Genomic DNA, 20,393 nt, shown 5'->3' with positions numbered 1-20,393 from the left:
GAATTTTCGACCGCTGCTTCCGTGTTTTTAGGCGCCGAAGGTGGAGCGAAGCAAGGGTAAGCTACCTTGGTTCTGTCATTATCTCGCAACTCCGTCTGTTTCGAACGCAGCCTGCAGGACCCGTCGTCTATCACGCTGTCTGGTGAGTTGTTCTTCTCTGGTCTGGTCACCTCTTTTCAATCGCCGCCAGTGAGTTTCATCCAAATGGCAAACGGCGTTTGACGTGGTAACGCCTTTCCACAAATCAGAATCGCAAATGTCGAAGTCTGAATCGCTTTACAAGTGACTGGAATCGAATGACCACAAATCGTCTCAACCTGTTTCAATTTGAATTGAGTTATCGGAGCGGCATGTCGAGTTGCCACAGCGTGAACGTTGTCATCGCTCTGTTCGACGACCTTGGGGATCCATCAGCGGCATAAGCCTGTCAGGCGGTTCTCCGGTTCTGATGCACGGTGGCGTTCACCGAACCAACCGGTGAGCGCTGCCAATCCTGTGTGCCGTCTCCCCGTCAATCCCTGCCTCATCCGCATGGTGGAGCCAGTTCGCAACGACGTCTCTGACGCTGGAAATCAACGCTCTCGCTCTGGCAGGCTTGATTGATGCGTTTTCAGCGAAGGAGAAGAGGTCGGCAAGCTCGAAGCCATCCCGTTTGCCATTCAGGCTCATCTGATGCTGGCCGGTCCATTCACCGCGTGGATTGCAGGAATAGGTCACGTCAAATGCTGGCGACAGTGCCCACGCACCGGATTGGTCCATCAGAAAAGCGATGTTCTTGACGTGATCGTCCTGATTTCTGGCGATGATGTTGAAGGCTGCCCGAAGAAACTGCTGCTCCCGTGCCCGAGTGCCAAGACCAAGATTGCGAATGGTCATGATTGCCTGCTCGTATGAATGGCTGATCGGGTCGTTGAAATCGAAATGCTGCAGGCCGCAAAGCGATTGCATGTGGAGCTTGTGTGTCGACCCGCTCTCGTCGATGGCTCGGTCAAACCGCCTCGTCATGAAATGACTGCGCCCACCCTCATGGTGCAACCGGCATGGCATCATGTCGATGCCGGCAGCCGTCGCCATCAGATGGTAGCCGTACTCGATCTGACCAAAGCCCTGCGGATCCGGTTCCTCCTTGTCCCTGTTGTTGTCGATGCCGTCGAATTTCATCAACCAGTGTTCAAAGCCGTCCCCGGCGTCAGTCTGGCCATGACGAAACTCTCCGGTCTTCGAATTCCAGGCGAGGATTGCCTTCGCGCGGGCTCCGCCCGCCGAGGTGCCAATCCGAAGAATGTCGTCAAATGCGTCAGGGTCATGCTTGGCTGCGCGCACCATTGAATTGACGCTCTCAGACCCCGTTTTTTCGTTTAGTAGCTGATTGACCATACGAACGAGCGCAACCACCTCGACGCTGCGGGCCTTTCGGTCGCAAACTGCCAGTGCTGGCCTGAATTCGAGAGCTCCCATGCCCTGGGCCCCGAGATAGCAAAGCCGCTCAACCGGGTTGAAGCTTTCGGGTGTGCGCGCCTGTTCTGCAAGCCAGGCATTGATCAGTTGGTCGCCAAACCGGTCTGGGAGGGCGTCTGCCAGCATTCCTGGCAGCCCTTTAAAGGTTGTTCGGGGCAGTGCGGGAAATGAATACGGGTCCCGGCTCAAAGGCATGACCAGCGGCGACAACTCAATGCCGGTGTCGGCAAATTCAGGAGTGTACCGAAAGAGAGCAAACCCATCGTCTGCCGACCAGGAAACGGTCGCGACTTCTCGCCCCCAAAGGTAGATGGATGCATCCGCAATTGGTTCAGTCATGATCGGCTCTTTGTCACCTGTTTGCATTCCCTTGTCGTGCTGCTTGCCCCGCATGAACTCGACGTTGCCATTGTGCCTCCTTCGTTCGTGTCCTCTCGATCGGGCCAGTGCGTTCGTTGGGACCGAGAAGAGCAGTCTTTTCGTTGTCTGTCGAATGCCGTCAATGTCTCCAATGAAAGTCCGTGCCTCTACATGGACGTCGTGCAGACTGCAGCGAGCAGGGCCGGATCGGGTAGTGCAGATAACGTCAGTCTCACCGCCAACTCGTCGATCTCGCCGAGGCTGAAAACAGCAGCCCAAAAGCGGAACTTATTTATCTCCGAGGAAAATAAGTAATTTGAACATTTGCCTCGGGAATGAGGTGGTTCGGATGTTCCGAACTTCCGCAATCAATTGATATTAAATGGTTTTTCTATTCATCGCTTGACTTGACGAGGTTTGCGCGCGAGCAATCCACCGCTTCGAAACTCGATTAAAACGTGGCTCAGGCTACTCGTCCCTGAAAACCCGGGAGACTACACATTGAAGCTCTGGATTCTTTCCGACCTGCATCTGGAGTATGCAAATTTGTCGAAACCGCTGAAGATCCCTGACGCAGATGCCTGCATTGTGGCGGGTGATTTGTGCTGTGGTGTCGCCAATGGCGTACAATGGCTGGCGGACCAGATCGCGCCTGCCATGCCCTGCATCTATGTCGCGGGAAACCATGAGTTCTACAATGGCGGGATCAGGGAGAATCTCGAGGACGGAAGAGCGGCGTGCCGAGGTGTTGAGAATGTCCACTTTCTTGAGAACGATATTGTCGCGATCAACGGTGTCCGGTTCATTGGTGCGACCCTATGGACCGATTACCGGATTGCGGGCCATCAATCTCTTGCGATGAGGCATGCGCGAGAGCGGATGACTGACCACCGAAAGATCGCCCTGCAGAAAAACCCCTGGCAGCGGTTTCTTCCGGAGAGCGCGTATCGGATGCACGTGGAGTCGCGTCTGTTCATCGAGCGTTCGATGAAAGCCGACCAGACACAGGCGGTTGTCGTTACACATCACCTGCCGTATCCCGCGTCGGTCCACCCCAGGTTCAAGGGCGACTTGCTGAACGGTGCCTTCGCATCAGATCTGGGTGCCGTTATCGATCAGGGGCGACCAGCGCTCTGGGTTCATGGACACACCCACGACAGCTGTGACTACAGGGTCGGAGCAACGCGCGTGCTATGCAATCCACGTGGCTACGACAACGAGAACGCAGCTTTCAATCCTTACATGATCGTGGGGATCTGAACGGGGGCAGCTCCACCCGGATGACGAGCAGTTGCGATGATGGGCCTGTCGTCAGGGGGGGCGTAAACGCTACGGCAAGTGCAGCGGATGTGCGCACTCAGCATCTCAGATCAACCTGACTTAAATCGAGATGATTTGCGGTCGTCCGATTCAAATTTCCTGCAAGGCGATTCAAAACTCGACACCAACGATTCTGATTTGCGGAAAGGCGTTACGTTTTCAAACGCCGTTTGCTAGAGAGTTGAGGAAGGCAGGTGGAGGGGAAGATGGTACAGTCCAGAAAAGAGCGCCTGGCGAGGCAGCGTGATCGGCAACGGGCGCTGCGGGCTGCCAGCAAGAGCCGACGGAAGCCGTCTCGAGACGACATAGCCAGGACCCTGCTCCACTTTGCCATCACGAAGAACCTGTCCGAGGAGCGGAGAGAGAGGCTTGAAGAGCTTCAGCATCACATTGTCGCGGAGCTGGTTCTCCAGGGGTTCGATGAGAGGGAGACGGAGATCGTATGGGATGCCCTCGTCGACAAATATCAGTCGGGGTGGTCTTTCCAACTGAAACGACATCTTTCAAAGGATGATGATCTCGATGCTGATGAAGCAGATGCCGATAGCTGATCGGGCAGGCAGTCTGCCTTCCACGCAGGCGCTCGGTTTCGATACCGGATTGATGGCATCTTCAAGTGATCGCCAATCCCAAATGTTCGGTTCTCCCCCCGTTACTCCCTGAAACGGCGTTTGCTGGTGAATCGCTTATCTGTAGCTTTTTCTGCTAGCTTGGCCCGAAACTCGACCATGGTCTGGTTTGAGAATACGGGATTGCGGTAGCTGAAAGCGTAGTCACGATCGTGCCCATATGTGTCGGCACCCCGTTGCAGCTGAGCCAAGGACAAGTCTCAGGCATCTGCCGTGAGCGTCTGTTCATCGGGCTTTCAACGCCATGACAAATCAAAAGAACGTGCCAAGACGTCAATCCAAATCAGAATGATTTGAAATAATTTGCGGTATTCCGATTCTAGGTTCTCCCTATCCGATTCAAATGTGCGAGCAAGCGATTCTGAATGCACGAAAAGCGTTACATGCTCAAACGGCGTTTGATGGGCGGAGACGGGCAGCGGGCACCCCAGGCCGATGCTTCCTGATGGCCCAGTGAAACTCTGGGCTACGCGACAGAATGCGTTTCAAGATGAAGTCGTAGTCTTTCTTCAGAAGACCCGCGGTTAACCATCCGATCGCAAGAAAAACGATCGACGATCATTTTAGGGGCTCCGCGGCAATCTCTTATGTGCCAGGATGCTCTTGCTTTCGGGGAACACATCTTCGAAAACGGCCTCCGAAGGTGCTGGAACACCGACGAAGGCCTGACCCGCAACCTAACGAGGAGGCCTTGGGCTATGAAAGACTTTATTTCCTTTGAACTGGCGAATGAAGCCACTGAGTATCGCAACCCCCAGCTTCATGATGATGGCATGATGTCGCTCTGGGTCGACGAGGATCGACCGGTTTGCAGCGACGATGCGATCGAACTTTTCGACCGTGCATCTTACGCCCCCAGTGCAGCGGCCCTGATTGCCGCCCTCGCGGCTGAGCTTGAAGCCGCTGAAGCGCGCCTGCGCCATGCAGAAGAGAAGCTTGCTTTCTGCCGTGAGACGGTGCTCCGCGAAGCGATCGCACTTGATAATATCGATGATGCCAACGAAGCGGAACGGATCAGCGCCTACTGCCTCGCGGCGTAGCAGAACCGCTCTTTCATTGGCTTTGAGCTGTCGCTGAACGGACCTCCTCCCTGAACTGGGGGGGACGTTCACCGCTGATCTGCGCACCCAAAAATCTCAGCACAGCCAGCATTGAGACCGTAGTAGCGGTCTCGATGACCGCTGCTTGCTGCCGTTGTTCAAGGAAGCTTCATGATTACAACCAGACGCCAATCGGGGAAAACGCTTTCTCGACCAGATTCCGACGCACCGATGATGGACGAAGTGGATACCCCATCGGCCGCAACGAGCCTTCTGGAAGAGCTGATTTCCGACTTCGAGCGCATCGTCGCGGATACGATTGCGCAGGTCGAGGCATGTCCAGCAAAGCACGACCCGACTTTCGAGGGCTATCAGGAACTGCTTGCCGCAGTCCGCTCGGCAACGAGTCTCGAAGGAGCGCTCCTCAAAAGAGCTATAGCTCTCGTTGTCGGAAAGAACCCCAAACTCAGCCTGATTCATCTTGAGCGCCCCCTGCCAGTGCATCAAGCCGCGAAGGTTCTGTTCCTTCGCAACGACTGGGCGAGGGCATCGATGATTAGGCGCGATGCGGAGGCCGTCGCGCGCGACCATTATCGACCTGACCTGCTGGTGGTTGATCGTGCGCAGCAGCATGCACTGTTCCTCGATATCAAGCGAACCGTCTCCTCCTACAGCCCAAGCGCTATCGTCACCCTGCGCAGCAGGATGATGGCAAGCGCACTGGCCGTCCGTGAAGTGCTGGAGCGCGAATACGATGTTCCATCCGTGTCACGCGCAAGCATTGCCATCATCGATACGGCGGGGGACACCCGTAGTGAGGCCGAAGGCATATTTGGCCTCAGCGATCTTGACTGGCTCCTGCGTATCGATGGTGCGGGTCGTGCGATCACGCACCTTCGTGAGCTCTATGGCGCGAAGGTGCGCGCCATCCTGCAGGAGCATTGTGAGGTGATCGTAGAGCCGCAACGCGAAGGGCGAACGGGCGAGAAATCGCAGAGTCGGATTGAGAAAAAAACGAAGTCGACGCTTGGGAACGAGGAGCAGGATGAAAAACTCAACCCGCAGGCGGTCGGGCAGGTCGGAGATCAGGAGAGAATATTCGACGACATAGGCGGAAACTCGGATGAGTCTACGGGTGCTCATGCAACCGCATCGTCTCATTCGCCCGCTTTTGCTGTTGGTATTGCTTCTCGAAGAACCCGCTGACGAGGAATGGGAGCACTCTCTGCGAGCTCAGTCGGTCTCGGCCCATATGGTGTCGCGTGGAAGCCGTGCGGGCATCCAATCTTCGACAGCGAAGCAGTTCAGGCAGCTCCCTGAGGAGCTGCCGCGCTCTGCCGAGTGGACAAACAAGACAGGAAAGAATGGAATACCGATGTTGGTTTTTGACTGGAATGAGCCGAGTAAAGATGAGCGTTTCGAGCTTCAGCTCCAGCGGCTTAGAATGCTAGTCTCTGACATGGAGGCGGTACAGCGACGGACAATGCAGCAGGCGCTTCCCGATGCAGCACCCATCCTGGAACAGTGGGTCCTGACATGCCGGCCAGCGCCGTGCCTTACTGGCCTGTCGACTGGCCATCCCCGACTTGTGGGCGCAGACCGATCGATCATCACATCCGATCTGCAACTTCTTTCGTCCGACCAGACCTGGGCGCGCACCACGTCGAGATGGTATCGACTTGGGACACAGCGGCGGATGGAGAAGACGTTGAGATCGTTGAATTAGACGCGGGCTGACAGTCGTTGAATAAGACGAAAGGGCGTTGGTGCTGTGGACTTTCAGGCGCTGGTATCATTGCTGCCTGTGATTGCCGGCGAGGAAGGCTGCGAAATTTCTTGACGGGCCGTGGCGGTGGCTCGTCAAAAATGGAGCTGGAAAATGCTTTGACCTTGACAAGTGTCCATAACGGGCGGTCTCCCTGCCGTAGCTGAATGACAATTTCGGCCCAAACCGGTCATTCACCTGCTGCTAGGATGCTGCTATGCACCCCGCCGAAGCCGCCATCCATTGCATCTGCGAAGGCGGCTGGCTGCCAAACGGCGGCAAAGCGAACCTAGCTGCCGTTCGGTATCATAGCGCCAAGTGTCTGCCTTGGGGTGGTTTGCGGACCGTCGGCTTTCACACAATATGTGCGAGTATCGTCGCGATCATAACATTCTATCGGGACGTTCAGGTCCGCTCTTCTAGCAGATCAGAAACCGTGACGAATTCGAAGCCACGCTCGCGTAGCCCAGTCACGATCCCCGGCAGCGCTTCCCGCGAGATCGCGCGGCTTCCATACATGACGTGCATCAGGACTATAGAACCGCTACGTGTCTCGTCCACGACGTGCGTGACGAACGCGTCTAGGTCGTCTGCAATGTCCGGATAGGTTTCCGGCTCGACATCCCACATTATCGTAGTTCGCCCTGTGGACGAGAGATACCAAGGCAACCCGAACAGCTTCTTGCCGTAGGGCGGGCGAAAATGAAGCTTCCCTTCATAGCCGATAGCGCGAATGGCCGCGTCGGTCTCCTCGATCTCGCTGCGGTATGTGCCGTAGCTTTTCATTATCATCCGAGCATGTGAATAGCTGTGATTTCCCAGCTCGTGTCCAGCCGCAGCGATGGCGCGCGCTTCGTCCGAGTTCTCGGTTACTTCCTTGCCTGTGACAAAGAACGTCGCTGTCACATCAAGTTTGTCTAATATTTCGAGCACCTCGCTGGTGAAACCCGCGGTCGGACCATCATCAAAAGTCAACGCGACGACCGGCCGATCTGTCTCTACCCGCGCCACCAAATCGCCGAAGGTTTGATAGCTTCTTGAGTTGCTGAGTGTATGAAGGCCGAAGATGATGGCACAAAGAAATACGAGCGAGATCAAAGGGATGAATATGCGACGAGTTAACAACGTTTAGATACCCTTCATTCAGGAGTTGCCTCGAACTTGCGGATGAAAACGGCAGAAGTGCGATAGATTCAGCAGTCCCTTCAGCGTCTGTATTTGGGCATAAGGGCGATTGCGGCATATGCCCGGTACTAGGTCGCAACCGGACATGCGGCGGTGCAGCAGGTTAGCGCCTTGTTGAAAGCCAACCTTCGCCGCTCACGGCCCAAACCGGTCATTCACCTGCTGCTAGGATGCTGTGATGCACCCCGCCGAAGCCGCCATCCATTGCATCTGCGAAGGCGCCTGGCTGCCAAACGGCGGCAAAGCGGACCTAGCTGCCATTCGATATAATCGCGCCAAGTGTCTGCCTTGGGGTGGAAAGCCGACATGCGGTAGTTCCTGCGGCGGCTCGTTTCCTTCAGCAGCTCTGCATCGGCCTTTCTGCCCAAAATGCTGCAAGTCGGGCGATTTCGGGCATGCGCGACAGGCCTGCGGGATCGACCATGCTGTGGTCCAGGGCTGGAAATTCCCAATAGGTGAGATTGCAGCGTCCCTGTTGGGCGAAGCGATCTGCAATTGTGCGAACAGACTGCACCGCTGCCGTGTCTCGACCACCATAGATCAGGAGAAATGGTGTATCGGTAGCCTCGAGATAATCTGACGATCGGTGATCGAGGCTGTCCGCCCAGAAACGATAGGTGTGACCTCCCAGCATGGTGCTGTCGGGATTGACCCGTGCCTGCGCAAACCCGGCGCTCACGGTGGGCTGACCTTCGGGCGGCACCGTGGAGAGTACCATCTCACCAAAAGTGCCGCCGACCGATCCTGAGAGAAGGATGGCAGCCGTGGGGTGTATCTGGGCGGCAAGGGCTTCCATGGCCAATCCCCCTTCCGAGCCGCCGAACAGAATGACGTTATCGGATGTCACAGCGACCGACTTGAGGTGCGTGAGCACGAAGGCATAATCGTCGATGCGCTGCGACAGGGTGTAGGTGTCGAGATATTCCTGGGGGCAATCGGTTTGGCCGTTTTTGATCGCACTATCGGGGGCAATGCCGGACTTTTCGACGATGAGGCTGGTATAGGTTGGAAAGGCAGCGCGGACGGTGGCAAGATTGACGCTGTCGACCGCCGGCAGGCAACCAGAGCCCTGGGCAAGGACGATCAAACCAGCGCTTTTACCGAGCGGCGCATCCAACGTGAAGTTTATGATTGTTCCATTGGCGCGGGCAAGCTGGTGGATTTGCTGGGCAGCGAAAACCGGGCCCACTGATAGCGCCAGCAGGAGCAAAGGAAACAGCGATCTCATGGTGTTAGTCCGAGAGTGGTTGCAGGGTTAGCGGCAGAAGCGAGAGCAGGACCAGCAGCAAGACAGGTAGGAGCGGCGGAATGCCGAGGGTGAGGCTGATCCGGCCTGCTGCGTCGCTCGCAGGGAGTGTCACCCCAAGCTGAAGCGCCGAGGCCAGGGCAGCACCAATAAAGGCGCCCAGAACAGGCCAGCGGAGCGAGGCGCGGCGGCGGCGGGCGGCGAGAAGCGTCAGCCAGGCAATGAGGATTGGGCTGATGAGCAACACAAGGGCCATACCGCTGCCCAGATCGGTGATGGCCGGACGCAGCTCCGTGTTAGCAGCCAAAAGTAGCGTGAGGACGCCAACGATGACGAGAGCAGCCTGCAAGGCGAGCGGCAAAACGAGGTAAAACAGAGCGGGCCACCGCGCGGCGGGGCTGCGAAAACGCAGGTCGGCCAGCATGGGCAGGAGCAGCGCATCACGCCCACCAAGGCGATGTTCCGCCTGGACTTGCGCGACGTCGGGGGAGAGGCCAGTCATTCGCAGGTGCTCGGCGATGTCGTCCCGATGCTCCGTAAGCTCACGCAAATAGCGTTCGACATGCCGGGGCGAGACACCGGCGCGGAGCAGGTTTTCGCGCAGGCCATGTAACAGATCACGCATGGCGCGGCTCCGCTAATATTCCGGCAATGGTGCGATGCAGGTCGTGCCATTGCTCGGCAAGCATGGCCAGCCGCCCTGACCCAGCCGGAGTTACGCTGTAATAGACACGGCTGCGGCCATTGACGGTCTGGCGCCGCGTGGTCAAGGCGCCATCGCGCTCAAGGGAATGCAGCAGCGGATAGATGACGCCTTCGGCAAAGCCGATTGCATCGCCGCTAGCGTCGCGAATGGCCTGAACGATCTCATAGCCATACATTTCGCGATCACGGAGCAGCCGCAGTACCAGCAGTTCTGGCACGCCGTTGAGAAAAGAAGACTGGGGTGTGGCCATATTCGATACCTACCTTCTATAGGTATCATGCCTATAGAAGCTAGGTATGTCAATCATCTGCCATCTGAGTGCGACGTTAGTTTCCTGGTGCGTTGGCACTAGGGAAAAATGGCAGCTTTCGGCGTTTCGAATTTCGCTTGGAGACGGCAGAAATGGGGTCGCAAGCGGATACGAGGAGTGTAGCAGCCGCATGTCCGGTTTGGGCTCGGAGCTGCTATGCGGCGGCGCGGCAGGCCAGCCGTATCCAATCGACTTCGCTGGCGTCGTTTCCGGCCCATACCTGTCATTCACCTACTGATACTGCGCTGCGATGCGACCCACCGCAGCAGCCATTCGTTGCATTTGCGAAGAAAGCTGGCCACCAGACGACGGTAATGCGGGACGAAGCCACCAATGATCAGGCTTGCGTTTGGGAGGTTGAGCCGCTATCGCTTGAAGCAGTTTGACATGGCAAGAAGTGCAATGAAGTCAGCGGAACGAACCATCTGAATAACGCCCTACGCTAAAGCGCGGGGCAGTCGCGCGCCACAGTCTGTGGTCGCGCTTAGTTCGTGTGCGCGCGAACAAGAAATCATTCAGAGGTTTCAATTGGAAAACTACTGCGAGAGCCCATTCCGCGGCATTACCCTAGACAAACAGATCACCAATCCAAACATCGTTGTCGGACGCTATAGCTACTACTCCGGCTATTATCACGGTCATAGCTTCGACGACTGCGCCCGCTACCTCCTTCCGGATGAAGGGGTTGACCGTCTACTGATCGGCAGCTTCTGCTCAATCGGATCAGGTGCGGCGTTCATTATGGCTGGCAACCAAGGCCATAGATATGACTGGATCAGCACGTTTCCCTTCTACTGGATGTCCGAAGTCCCGGCATTCGAGGGCGCCGAGAACGGTTTCAGCCCAGCCGGTGACACGGTTGTCGGAAATGATGTTTGGATCGGGTCGGAAGCCATCATACTGCCGGGAGTCAAGATCGGCGATGGCGCAGTGATCGGCACGCGCGCAGTGGTGACGCGCGATGTTGAGCCCTACACTATCGTCGCCGGGAACCCGGCAAAGGAGATCCGAAAGCGTTTCAGCGCGCACCACATCGACCTCTTGCTTGAATTAAGGTGGTGGGAGTGGCCAGAAGACCGCCTGCACACCGCAATGCCCATCTTGACCAGCGGCGATATCGAAGCGCTACACGGATATTGGAAAGCTCATATTCGCACCCTGTAGACCTAAGCACTCGCCATATGATCTATGGCGAGTGCGCACCACCGACCGCTGTGGGCTCCAACCGGATATGCGGTGGCGCACCGGATTAGAGCCCAATTGAACACCAATCCTCACCACTCACGGCCCTTAGCTGCCGTTCGCCAGGTTCACCGTTGCCGCAGCGCGGCTTCCCGATACCGGACCTTCATGGCAGCGCGCAACATCGTCCAGTGTTTTAGTCCCAGTCAGGCTCGTCCCCCCTATCCTCGTAGTGTGCTTCGTGCGCGCCACATTCTAGACACATCATTCCACCTGCGGTCTCAACGTCCGTCCAGCCGCAAGCCCAGCCACAGCGCGGGCAGAATTCGTCTACATCAAACTCGCCCCAATGCCAGGGATTCGCGTACACTGGGATAGCATCTCGATCGAGACCAATGATTTCGAAAGGATCGCCCTCGGTCGCAAGAAATGCGTTGGTGGAATGGCTATGAAGTGCGTCGAAGATTTGCTCTGGATCCACACTGAACCATTCGCCTCGCACTACATCTTCTTCTAGGCGCCTATGCAAATCGGCCTCAACTCGTCGATCCTCCGCACAGTCCTCTGTGCGAATGAACCCCATGACAGCGATCTCCCGAGGATTACCTGTCTGAAGGTTTCGCAGCCTTCTTGGGATATTATTCGAATAGCCAACCTTGACCGCATAACGCCAGTCGCCATCGGGGTCCCGCTCAGCGAAAAAGTACACTGCCACCTAGTCATCCGATAATGTTTAGAACTTTTTTGAAGAGTGGATGAAAGTGTGCGGCGGTCAAGAGGGCTCAAGCATCAGCGTCTGGAAAGGGCCAGGAACGGACCTGCGGCAATGCAGTAGTAGAGCATGATGAACCGAGGCAGGCGTCAGTCTCCCGGCCCAAAGCTGAAGGTCAGTCGTGACGTCGGGCACCGCAGCGCCCGGCCCTCTGCGGACATTCGAACCAAGCGCAGCAGATGGTCAGTTGATCCCATTACCGGTCGTTCGTCCGCCTCAGATACATAGAGCTGCAACTTCCTTAGGCTCAGGACCCATTGATTTAAAAAAATGGCTGTGATTCAGACGGGCGTATAGGAGCCTGACTGATGAGTAATTTGTTTTGGCTGACGGACGAGCAAATGGCTCGTCTTCAGCCTTATTTTCCCAAGAGCCATGGTCGCCAGCGCGTTGATGATCGCCGCGTTCTGAGCGGCATCATCTTCGTCAACCGTAACGGGCTCAGGTGGTGCGATGCACCGAAGGAATATGGCCCGGCTAAGACGCTTTATAACCGTTGGAAACGCTGGGGCGACAAGGGCATCTTTATCCAGATGATGGAAGGCTTGGCTGTGCCTGAAGCTGCAGAGCATAAGACCATCATGATCGATGCGATATCTCAAGGCCCACCGCACGGCTTCCAGCCTGCGGGTAAAAAAGGGGGCGTGGGCCGCCTGATCGGCCGCACGAAAGGCGGCATGAACACCAAGCTTCATGCCGTATCGGATGCGAATGGTCGCCCGATCAGTTTCTTCATAACGGCCGGTCAGGTCAGCGATTACACCGGTGCTGCTGCCTTGCTTGACGAGCTTCCCAGGGCCAAATGGCTTCTGGCCGACCGTGGCTATGATGCCGACAGGTACCGTGACGCGTTACAGGCGAAGGGGATCACCCCCTGCATTCCGGGTCGGAAATCCCGCAACAAGACCATCAAATACGACAAACGTCGCTACAAACGGCGCAACCGGATCGAGATCATGTTCGGGCGTCTCAAAGACTGGCGGCGTGTCGCGACGCGCTATGACAGGTGCCCAATGGTCTTCCTATCCGCCATCGCGCTCGCTGCAACCGTGATCTTCTGGCTCTAATCAACGAGTCCTGAGCCTAGCTGAGGGTGTTTATTGCCGCAATCTGAACACATTCTGAACGACGCGTTCAGCGCGAGTTCAAAGCTACACCTGCACTATGCAGTTGTACTCGAATGGAGGAGTAAGTTATGAACTTCAAGAATATCGCTCTGGCCACAATCGCATCAGCGGTTCTTCTCGCGCCGATCTCGTCGGCCTTCGCATATACGATCCATTACAAAGGTGGGAAATATTCGGTCACCTGTGACAATGGCGACAGATGGACCCGCGGCGACGGCTCTCAGATAATTACCCATAGTGACGCGAAGAAGGTCTGCGAAGCACGAGGAAGCAGCATCATGGCCCCGGACGGCTTCACGAAAACCGGACCAGCACAGAGAGATATGAACAGCAGCATTCAGAAGAGATAAGAACAGCATTTCTATTCTCATCATCCGATTGCACTGAACCGGAGAGGAAGTCATGAACTTCAGGAACATCGCCCTGGCCACAATCGCATCAGCCGTTCTTCTCGCGCCAATCTCGTCGGCCTTCGCATATTCGATCGCATACAAAAACGGGAAATATTCCTTAACTTGTGAAGATGGTTATAAATGGACGCACGGCGACGGCACTCAGGAGATTACCCATGGCCAAGCGAGAAGGGTCTGCGCAGCACGGGGAAGTAGCATTATGGCCCCGGACGGCGCGACGAAACCCGGGCCAGCGAAGCGAGATACAAACAGCAGCATTCAGACAAAATAGGAACAGCATTCCGACAAAGCCCGCTTCCCGCGGGCTTTTTCATTTCTGATGCGCTTCCCCAATAGTCAAAGCACGTCTTGTCCAAGCTGATCATATCTGCCGCTGTAATAGCCTGGGTATTCGGCAGACTGGGAAAGGATCTCGGTAGCTCAAACGGCTCCAGCGCCACCGGCTAGCGAGATAGTCGCGCCGATCTCATCGCTCAACTATCCTCCTAACATCTTGCACGGCACAAACGACCTGTCGCCGCAGGAGTAGCGCAATCAGGAGTCCGCCTAGCGCAAGTGTACCGATGGCGATCACGGTCTGCCATTCCAGGCCAGCAAGGGCAGCTAGGCTCAGGACCCATTGATTTAAAAAAAATGGCTGTGATTCAGACGGGCGTATAGGAGCCTGACTGATGAGTAATTTGTTTTGGCTGACGGACGAGCAAATGGCTCGTCTTCAGCCTTATTTTCCCAAGAGCCATGGTCGCCAGCGCGTTGATGATCGCCGCGTTCTGAGCGGCATCATCTTCGCCAACCGTAACGGGCTCAGGTGGTGCGATGCACCGAAGGAATATGGCCCGGCTAAGACGCTTTATAACCGTTGGAAACGCTGGGGCGACAAGGGCATCTTTATCCAGATGATGGAAGGCTTGGCTGTGCCTGAAGCTGCAGAGCATAAGACCATCATGATCGATGCGACCTATCTCAAGGCCCACCGCACGGCTTCCAGCCTGCGGGTAAAAAAGGGGGCGTGGGCCGCCTGATCGGCCGCACGAAAGGCGGCATGAACACCAAGCTTCATGCCGTATCGGATGCGAATGGTCGCCCGATCAGTTTCTTCATAACGGCCGGTCAGGTCAGCGATTACACCGGTGCTGCTGCCTTGCTTGACGAGCTTCCCAGGGCCAAATGGCTTCTGGCCGACCGTGGCTATGATGCCGACAGGTACCGTGACGCGTTACAGGCGAAGGGGATCACCCCCTGCATTCCGGGTCGGAAATCCCGCAACAAGACCATCAAATACGACAAACGTCGCTACAAACGGCGCAACCGGATCGAGATCATGTTCGGGCGTCTCAAAGACTGGCGGCGTGTCGCGACGCGCTATGACAGGTGCCCAATGGTCTTCCTATCCGCCATCGCGCTCGCTGCAACCGTGATCTTCTGGCTCTAATCAACGAGTCCTGAGCCTAGCTATGCCGTTGATTTTGAGGCAAACATACCCCATCAGAGTTATCCATTCGAAGCGCAGAACAAGCGCACCGCCCTCTACGACAACTTGATGGCTTTCGATGGTGAGCAGCAATACCGGATTATCAAGGAACTCTGCGAACACAGATCCTTCGGCTTCAAAACGAACAAGAAGCGAGAAGAGCTCAAAATCAGGCTGGCCACACGCTATGCGCAGTTCGCAGGCGGCGCTCCTGCATCAGATATCAACGAAACTTTGATCGAAGAGACACGGCACTGGCTCGATGGCCACCCGAAGGCGCTGGAATCTTACAACAGCGCCCTGCAGAAATACGAGGCGGGCATTTTCCATCGCAACCTGATCGATGATCTGCGTGTCGCACTCGAACTCCTGCTTAAACAAATCTTCGATAACGGAAAGTCACTTGAGAATCAACTTCCTGCGCTCGGCACATTCATCAAAGGCAACGGTGGATCCAAGGAACTCGCCAATATGTTCCAGAAGATCGTTGAATACTACGCCAAGTATCAGAGCAGTTATGTCAAACATGACTCCAGCGTAATTGAGGAAGAGATCGAGTTAATATTTGAGATCACCTCTTCTTTTATGAAGCACTTGGTAAGATTGAGCACAGATGAGAGCTGAGATTTAGCCCCACAAAGCAGGGTCCTGATAGACCGGCAAGGAGCCGAATGGTGAGGTTAGCGCGATCGGCGCGTTGGATTGATGCTATGGGAGGTTGACAACAACGATGTCGGCGCATGAACTCTAGGGATGGGTATAGTAACAAATATCAAATCGCTGCAGGGAATGGGAGTATTCGCCGACCGCGCTGCGCGTTCGCCTTCTCTTAATTTCCGCCGTTACAACCTCGTCTACGGGTTCAATGGTTCAGGGAAAAGTACCCTATCGCGCCTGTTCGCGAGCCTCGAGTCCGGCAGGCCGCATCCCAAACTTCCCACCGACGGAAGATTCGAGATGGCGCTGGACGATGGATCGACGTTCGGATGCCCGACCAATCCCGTCGGTCTTGAACGGCGACTACTTGTCTTCAACTCAGATTACATTGAACAGAATCTGCAATGGGGCGCAGGGCGCGCGAACCCAGTGTTCTACGTTGGCGCTGATCAAGCTGAAGCCGCAAAGGAGCTTACAAGGGTCGAGGACAAGATTGTCGAAGCGGACAAGAAAAGGGAAACTGCATCCGCCGTGGAGAAAGCTGCGGAGAAAACCTTTGTCAACTTCAAGAGGGAGCGCGCGAAGTCGGTTGCCTCCCGCCTGCACCTTGGCAACCGCAAATATGAGGCACCGGCACTCGCCAAGGATTACGATACCTGGAAAGACGACAAAGGGCCCGCGCTCACGGACGACGAAATGAAGGCGGCCGAGGATACGTGTCGGCTTGATGAGCCAATGCCGCGCCTCGAAACGATATCATTCGACAAGTCCACAATCGAGACAGCCTACCGCTTCATCGCCGACGTCTGCGGTCAGTCGATGGCGACCGTGGCACTCGACGAGGTCCAGCGGTATCCCGATATACTGCTTTGGCTGAAGCAGGGGCATGAGTTCCATGAAACTAACGGGATCGCCGACTGCCTCTTCTGCGGCAACGCAATATCGGCCGAGCGGCGTGCGCACCTCGCCGCTGCCCTCGACGACAGTGTCGACCAGTTCGTCGCACGTCTCAACAAGACAGCCCAGCGGCTGGCTGGTCTCATCGAGTTATCAGCTCAATTGGGCGCTCAGGTACCCTCATTTGACGATCTGGCAACTGAGTTTCGGATTGGCTTCCGGGAGGTTCGGGAGAACCTATTGAAGGACATACGCCTGCTGGCGAAGCAACTGGGCACACTGCAGACTGTCCTCTTCGCTAAGCTCGAGCGTCCGGCGACGCCCGCCGACATGAAGGACGTCGCCGCAGAGGCGGATGTCCTCGCTACCGCGGAGCGGATTGATGCGGGCGTTGTGACCGTCAATGAAGCTATTTCGGCCCACAATCGGGCGGTCACCAATTTCGCGAAGCATAAGGAAGCCGCCGAGGCCTCTATACGCCGGCACTTCATCCTCGACTGCCGCGACGACTACGCGCAGGCTGCAAAAGACCTTAAAGACGCGACGAACCAGCATGAGATTGACGCCAAGAATGTTGCGGCGCTGCGGATCAAGGCGGACGAGCTGCGCCAGCAAATAAGGGCACACGGACCCGCCGCCGAGGTAATTAATAGGCTGATCGCAGCCTATCTTGGTCACGGCGAACTCACGATCAATCCCACCGACGACGGCTACGAACTCCAGCGGCACGGAACACCGATCACCGGCGTGCCGAGCGAAGGTGAGAAAACCGCGATCGCGATTTCCTACTTTCTTTCGTCCATTGAGGCAGACAACCGGAAGCTGACCGACCTCATTGTGGTCGTAGACGATCCGGTATCGAGCCTAGACACGAAGGCGCTGAATTTTGCGTGCTCCCTCGTGAGATCTCGCCTGGAAAAGGCCGCGCAGGTGTTTATCCTCACCCACAACCTGCAATGCATGAATGAGTTCAGAAAGGCGTGGAAAGGCAAGGCCCGCCCTCCGGCTGGCAAGGAGCCGTCGGCGACGTTTCTCTTCATCGACGTAGCGATACCTGAGGGGCAGCCCCGTCGGTCCTCGACGATCGTCCAGATGTCGAAGCTGCTTCGCGAGTACGATTCAGAATACCACTTCCTCTTCAGCCACGTGCTCAGGTTCGTGGAGCATCCCGATGCTTACGATGACCATGGCTACATGATGCCCAACGTCATCCGACGGGTGCTCGACGTATTCTTGGCCTTCAAGTGCCCAGGCGGCGGTGGGCTGCCCGCACAGCTCGACAAGCTGTGCGTCGACTACCCAGAGCTAGACCGGGAGCAACTGGCTGCTTTGGAGCGGCTCGTCCAAGTCGAATCCCACTCTGATAACATTGACGACTTGCTGTCCTTCTCAACCATGACGCTGGAAGAGACGAGAGATGCGGCAACCGCGCTCTTCCAAACAATCAACAACGTCGATGCTAAGCACCTTGAGCGGCTGAAGAGGCTCTGTCGCTAGACGCCACTACTGATGGCGGCTGGCCATTTCGTTGTCCCATGATCTGAGAAATACGTCCATATTGCCACGCGAAAACTTTCTCGACGATTGCTGACCGCAAGTTGCCACGCACCGGACATTCATCCCTGTCGCAGCGAACGGCAGCTCTCCGCCCGTTCCAGACTTTTGTGTTGTCGAGATGACCGACAGCTTTCAGCGCGCGGGAATGGAGACGCGAACGACCGAGGTGAAGGCGCGCTCCGTCAGAGTTGAGCGGCTATCTAATGGCTGCGTTTCCAGTTCCTCCAACCAGAAGTGAATAGGCAGCTTCCCAACATAGTTCAGAAATCGGGTCGATTACTTCACGCCGCACCCGCCGCTCGTTTCTGTGCAAGCGGGTCACTTTAATTCGCTCAACCGTTCTTGATAATATGCCGACCAGTTCTGCTGCTGTAACCAAGGTTTCAGCACCACCAGATCACCGCAATTCACACGTTCCTTGGCGGCCAGAAGAATGGGCGTTATCGCATCAAGTGCGGGGGACGCTGCCTGCTCGAAATGCTGTAAATCTCGCGTCGTTAGGCGATGCTTCATGCCATAGCGGGCGGGGATGTCCGACTTCGGTGAGTGTCCCATCAGGCGCTTTCGCGTGACGTCCTTGATTTTGGTGTTATCGATCAGATCAGCAAACCAGTGCCTCGTGGAATAGAGTGTTACTTCCTTGCGGGCGATGCCTGTTTTCTTCTTCAGATACTGCCAGCTCTTTGTGATCGGCTGGCCCCAGCGCATTTCGCCATTTGGCTTGGGATAGGGCTCCCATTCCGGGAAGAGATAGGGGCAGCCAAGCTGCTTCAACTCGTCCACCCGCTCAAGGAGACCCAGATCAAGGATCAGTGGGTGAAGGGGGACGACGCGCTGCGACGACGGGGTCTTGAAACGCTTCACATCTTTCTTGGCCACGCGGCCTTTGGAGGGGTCAAAACCTCTGAGGTAGAGGTAGTGAATTCCGTCTCGCTCCGCGATGTCGTTCAGTTCCAGCTGTCCCAGCTCGCCTGGCCGCAGGCCTGTCAAAAGCAACAGAAGGTAGGCCCAGTAAAGGTGCGACTGGATGAAGTATTTTCCTGGTTGCCAGATCCGTTTGTCGCTCTGGCATCCCGTGAAGAGCGGTTGCGAAAAGATTTTCGCGATTTCGCTGTCATCGAACGAGTCCCGGGGCAGGGAGGTGAGATTGTTTTCACTGACATGGCTGAACACGGGCTTGGGGTGAGGGTAGTGTCCCCGTTCAATCAGCCAGTCAAAGAATTTCGACAGGGCGTTATGATAGCCGTTGCGCAGCCGTGTTTCGGTCAACCGATCAAGGCGCGACCATCCATGCTTCTTTGCATAGAGGTACCTCTCTGCCAGTGTTTGTGCATGCTCTTTGGGAACGTTGCGCCTGTTTGGAATGTCGGGGAGCATCTGATCGAGCTCGAGCACCTTGCGCTTGTCAAACCTGGCGACGACCGGATCATCCATGATGTCGATCAGGAACTGTACGACCAGTTGGATAGCTGAGCGGGCATCCGCGTTGCCGCCATTCGTCACATCCTCTTCAACGTATTCCTGCAGCGCCTGAGAGAAGGTGAGCGGATCGGCCTCTGGCGCAGGGGGATGTGCAAAAGGCTCCTCGAGAACGTCGATGGGGACTTCCGGCTCGCTCGCTGACGGAGTGATGCGGGCTTCACGGGCCATTGGATCATGCCATGCGGCGATTGTATCAGGCTGAGAGGGAATGGCGGGAGAATGATGTGCAGATGCCTGAAAGCTGGCGGGTACTGCGCCCATTTGGATGGCTGCCTGCATGTCGGCCCTGCCGCGTTCATAAGCTTGAACCCTGTCGCGCTGACGCAGGAACGTCTCGGCATCCAGATTCTGGTTCACGAAACGGTTCAGCAGGGCGGTGAAGTCAGGCTCGATCATGTCGGGATCGCACTGGGCGGCCAGCGCCCGACGCTTCAGGTTCTTCAGCATCTCCTCGTAGTTGCGCCGTGCCTGAAGCCGTTCTTCAGAAAGAGGCCATGGATCCAGCAGATATTTTCGCAGTTCGCCCACGTTCTTCTGAAAGAGCGATACGTAGTTCGCGCTGTCGTTCATTCTGTGAATCCAGCCCAGGTGCTCTGAAAGTCGAATACGCGCCTGACGATAGTCGCTGGTTCTTAACGAGACTCTATAGAGCTGCTTGCCCAGGAGGAGGGATGTGACGGGATTCAACCGAACCTGAAGGTAATAGCGTCCTTCACGGCGAGAAAGGTAGGAAGCGCAAGCCATGGCATCTCCGCGTACATTTGTGCGAGATGTCTCACAGTTTCTGGAATCTCTGTTCCTTGTAACTGGTTGATA

General features: G+C 56.3%; 18 protein-coding genes. 11 read left to right on the top strand and 7 right to left on the bottom strand.

What is annotated here, in order from left to right; translation table 11 throughout:
- Positions 1-462: 462 nt before the first annotated feature.
- Positions 463-1,851 (bottom strand): type II toxin-antitoxin system HipA family toxin, encoded by a 1,389-nt coding sequence (locus tag DEJ54_RS00200; RefSeq protein ID WP_204360833.1) that lies wholly within the window; start codon positions 1,849-1,851, stop codon positions 463-465.
- Between the two features lie 468 nt (positions 1,852-2,319).
- Here DEJ54_RS00200 and DEJ54_RS00195 point away from each other — a divergent pair, with 468 nt between their 5' ends.
- From DEJ54_RS00195 to DEJ54_RS23670, 5 genes are all read left to right on the top strand, one after another.
- A complete protein-coding gene (locus DEJ54_RS00195) occupies positions 2,320-3,078 on the top strand; it encodes a metallophosphoesterase (protein WP_162742189.1) in 759 nt (252 codons plus the stop codon).
- Positions 3,079-3,344: 266 nt separating this feature from the next.
- Positions 3,345-3,689 (top strand): hypothetical protein, encoded by a 345-nt coding sequence (locus DEJ54_RS00190; RefSeq protein ID WP_162742188.1) that lies wholly within the window; start codon positions 3,345-3,347, stop codon positions 3,687-3,689.
- A gap of 776 nt (positions 3,690-4,465) precedes the next feature.
- A complete protein-coding gene (locus tag DEJ54_RS00185; protein WP_113152779.1) occupies positions 4,466-4,807 on the top strand; it encodes a hypothetical protein in 342 nt (113 codons plus the stop codon).
- Between the two features lie 171 nt (positions 4,808-4,978).
- Complete coding sequence (locus tag DEJ54_RS00180; RefSeq protein WP_162742187.1) at positions 4,979-6,013, top strand: hypothetical protein; 1,035 nt, start codon at positions 4,979-4,981, stop codon at positions 6,011-6,013.
- A complete protein-coding gene (locus DEJ54_RS23670) occupies positions 5,931-6,533 on the top strand; it encodes a DUF6634 family protein (protein WP_371685934.1) in 603 nt (200 codons plus the stop codon). Before DEJ54_RS00180 ends, DEJ54_RS23670 begins: the two co-directional genes overlap by 83 nt.
- Before the next feature lie 444 nt (positions 6,534-6,977).
- Here DEJ54_RS23670 and DEJ54_RS00170 read toward each other — a convergent pair whose 3' ends face one another.
- The 4 genes from DEJ54_RS00170 to DEJ54_RS00155 form a co-directional block, all read right to left on the bottom strand.
- Positions 6,978-7,670, bottom strand: coding sequence for a polysaccharide deacetylase family protein (locus DEJ54_RS00170; RefSeq protein ID WP_245447631.1), 693 nt, complete (start codon positions 7,668-7,670; stop codon positions 6,978-6,980).
- Between the two features lie 424 nt (positions 7,671-8,094).
- Entirely contained in the window at positions 8,095-8,985 is an 891-nt protein-coding gene (locus DEJ54_RS00165) for an acyl-CoA thioester hydrolase/BAAT C-terminal domain-containing protein (RefSeq protein ID WP_162742186.1), read from the bottom strand.
- Between the two features lie 4 nt (positions 8,986-8,989).
- Positions 8,990-9,628, bottom strand: coding sequence for a hypothetical protein (locus DEJ54_RS00160; protein WP_162742185.1), 639 nt, complete (start codon positions 9,626-9,628; stop codon positions 8,990-8,992).
- Positions 9,621-9,959 carry a PadR family transcriptional regulator gene (locus tag DEJ54_RS00155; RefSeq protein WP_113152773.1) on the bottom strand — a complete coding sequence of 113 codons (339 nt, stop codon included), beginning with the start codon at positions 9,957-9,959 and terminating at the stop codon, positions 9,621-9,623. Before DEJ54_RS00155 ends, DEJ54_RS00160 begins: the two co-directional genes overlap by 8 nt.
- Positions 9,960-10,547: 588 nt before the next feature.
- Between DEJ54_RS00155 and catB the strand changes: the two genes are divergently transcribed.
- Positions 10,548-11,183: a type B chloramphenicol O-acetyltransferase gene (gene catB / locus DEJ54_RS00150; protein WP_113152772.1), complete on the top strand. Its 636-nt coding sequence runs from the start codon at positions 10,548-10,550 to the stop codon at positions 11,181-11,183.
- A 214-nt stretch (positions 11,184-11,397) separates the two neighbouring features.
- Here catB and DEJ54_RS23665 read toward each other — a convergent pair whose 3' ends face one another.
- Positions 11,398-11,910, bottom strand: a complete 513-nt coding sequence (locus DEJ54_RS23665) for a GIY-YIG nuclease family protein (RefSeq protein WP_371685985.1) — start codon at positions 11,908-11,910, stop codon at positions 11,398-11,400.
- A gap of 371 nt (positions 11,911-12,281) precedes the next feature.
- On the opposite strand from DEJ54_RS23665, the gene DEJ54_RS00140 reads away from it, so the two are divergent.
- From DEJ54_RS00140 to DEJ54_RS00120, 5 genes are all read left to right on the top strand, one after another.
- Positions 12,282-13,040, top strand: a complete 759-nt coding sequence (locus DEJ54_RS00140; RefSeq protein WP_245447628.1) for an IS5 family transposase — start codon at positions 12,282-12,284, stop codon at positions 13,038-13,040.
- Positions 13,041-13,168: 128 nt separating this feature from the next.
- Entirely contained in the window at positions 13,169-13,450 is a 282-nt protein-coding gene (locus tag DEJ54_RS00135; RefSeq protein ID WP_113152770.1) for a hypothetical protein, read from the top strand.
- 734 nt (positions 13,451-14,184) lie between these two features.
- Positions 14,185-14,945, top strand: a protein-coding gene (locus DEJ54_RS00130; protein WP_113152769.1) for an IS5 family transposase whose coding sequence is annotated in 2 segments (ribosomal slippage) — positions 14,185-14,509 and positions 14,509-14,945 — 762 coding nt in all. Because the reading frame shifts where the segments join, the coding sequence is not laid out codon by codon here.
- A gap of 108 nt (positions 14,946-15,053) precedes the next feature.
- Positions 15,054-15,608: a hypothetical protein gene (locus DEJ54_RS00125; RefSeq protein WP_113152768.1), complete on the top strand. Its 555-nt coding sequence runs from the start codon at positions 15,054-15,056 to the stop codon at positions 15,606-15,608.
- Positions 15,609-15,737: 129 nt separating this feature from the next.
- Positions 15,738-18,035, top strand: coding sequence for an AAA family ATPase (locus tag DEJ54_RS00120; RefSeq protein WP_113152767.1), 2,298 nt, complete (start codon positions 15,738-15,740; stop codon positions 18,033-18,035).
- Between the two features lie 378 nt (positions 18,036-18,413).
- Here DEJ54_RS00120 and DEJ54_RS00115 read toward each other — a convergent pair whose 3' ends face one another.
- Positions 18,414-20,147 carry a site-specific integrase gene (locus DEJ54_RS00115; protein WP_113152766.1) on the bottom strand — a complete coding sequence of 578 codons (1,734 nt, stop codon included), beginning with the start codon at positions 20,145-20,147 and terminating at the stop codon, positions 18,414-18,416.
- Between the last annotated feature and the right edge of the window lie 246 nt (positions 20,148-20,393).

The organism is Nitratireductor sp. OM-1 (assembly GCF_003296175.1).
Classification (GTDB): Bacteria; Pseudomonadota; Alphaproteobacteria; order Rhizobiales; family Rhizobiaceae; genus Nitratireductor; species Nitratireductor aquimarinus.
Note: the sequence above shows the minus strand (reverse complement) of the source record. Positions and strands in the feature narration are given on the sequence as shown.

What these genes read in the sequence shown, in the direction of transcription:
- DEJ54_RS00160 (WP_162742185.1), bottom strand. Translation starts at nt 9,628, where the DNA reads ATGCGTGATCTGTTACATGGCCTGCGCGAAAACCTGCTCCGCGCCGGT.
- DEJ54_RS00190 (WP_162742188.1), top strand. Translation starts at nt 3,345, where the DNA reads ATGGTACAGTCCAGAAAAGAGCGCCTGGCGAGGCAGCGTGATCGGCAA.
- DEJ54_RS00115 (WP_113152766.1), bottom strand. Translation starts at nt 20,147, where the DNA reads ATGAACGACAGCGCGAACTACGTATCGCTCTTTCAGAAGAACGTGGGC.
- DEJ54_RS00155 (WP_113152773.1), bottom strand. Translation starts at nt 9,959, where the DNA reads ATGGCCACACCCCAGTCTTCTTTTCTCAACGGCGTGCCAGAACTGCTG.
- DEJ54_RS00140 (WP_245447628.1), top strand. Translation starts at nt 12,282, where the DNA reads ATGAGTAATTTGTTTTGGCTGACGGACGAGCAAATGGCTCGTCTTCAG.
- DEJ54_RS00125 (WP_113152768.1), top strand. Translation starts at nt 15,054, where the DNA reads ATGGCTTTCGATGGTGAGCAGCAATACCGGATTATCAAGGAACTCTGC.
- DEJ54_RS00120 (WP_113152767.1), top strand. Translation starts at nt 15,738, where the DNA reads ATGGGTATAGTAACAAATATCAAATCGCTGCAGGGAATGGGAGTATTC.
- DEJ54_RS00135 (WP_113152770.1), top strand. Translation starts at nt 13,169, where the DNA reads ATGAACTTCAAGAATATCGCTCTGGCCACAATCGCATCAGCGGTTCTT.
- DEJ54_RS00185 (WP_113152779.1), top strand. Translation starts at nt 4,466, where the DNA reads ATGAAAGACTTTATTTCCTTTGAACTGGCGAATGAAGCCACTGAGTAT.
- DEJ54_RS23670 (WP_371685934.1), top strand. Translation starts at nt 5,931, where the DNA reads ATGAGTCTACGGGTGCTCATGCAACCGCATCGTCTCATTCGCCCGCTT.
- DEJ54_RS00200 (WP_204360833.1), bottom strand. Translation starts at nt 1,851, where the DNA reads ATGCGGGGCAAGCAGCACGACAAGGGAATGCAAACAGGTGACAAAGAG.
- DEJ54_RS00165 (WP_162742186.1), bottom strand. Translation starts at nt 8,985, where the DNA reads ATGAGATCGCTGTTTCCTTTGCTCCTGCTGGCGCTATCAGTGGGCCCG.
- DEJ54_RS00180 (WP_162742187.1), top strand. Translation starts at nt 4,979, where the DNA reads ATGATTACAACCAGACGCCAATCGGGGAAAACGCTTTCTCGACCAGAT.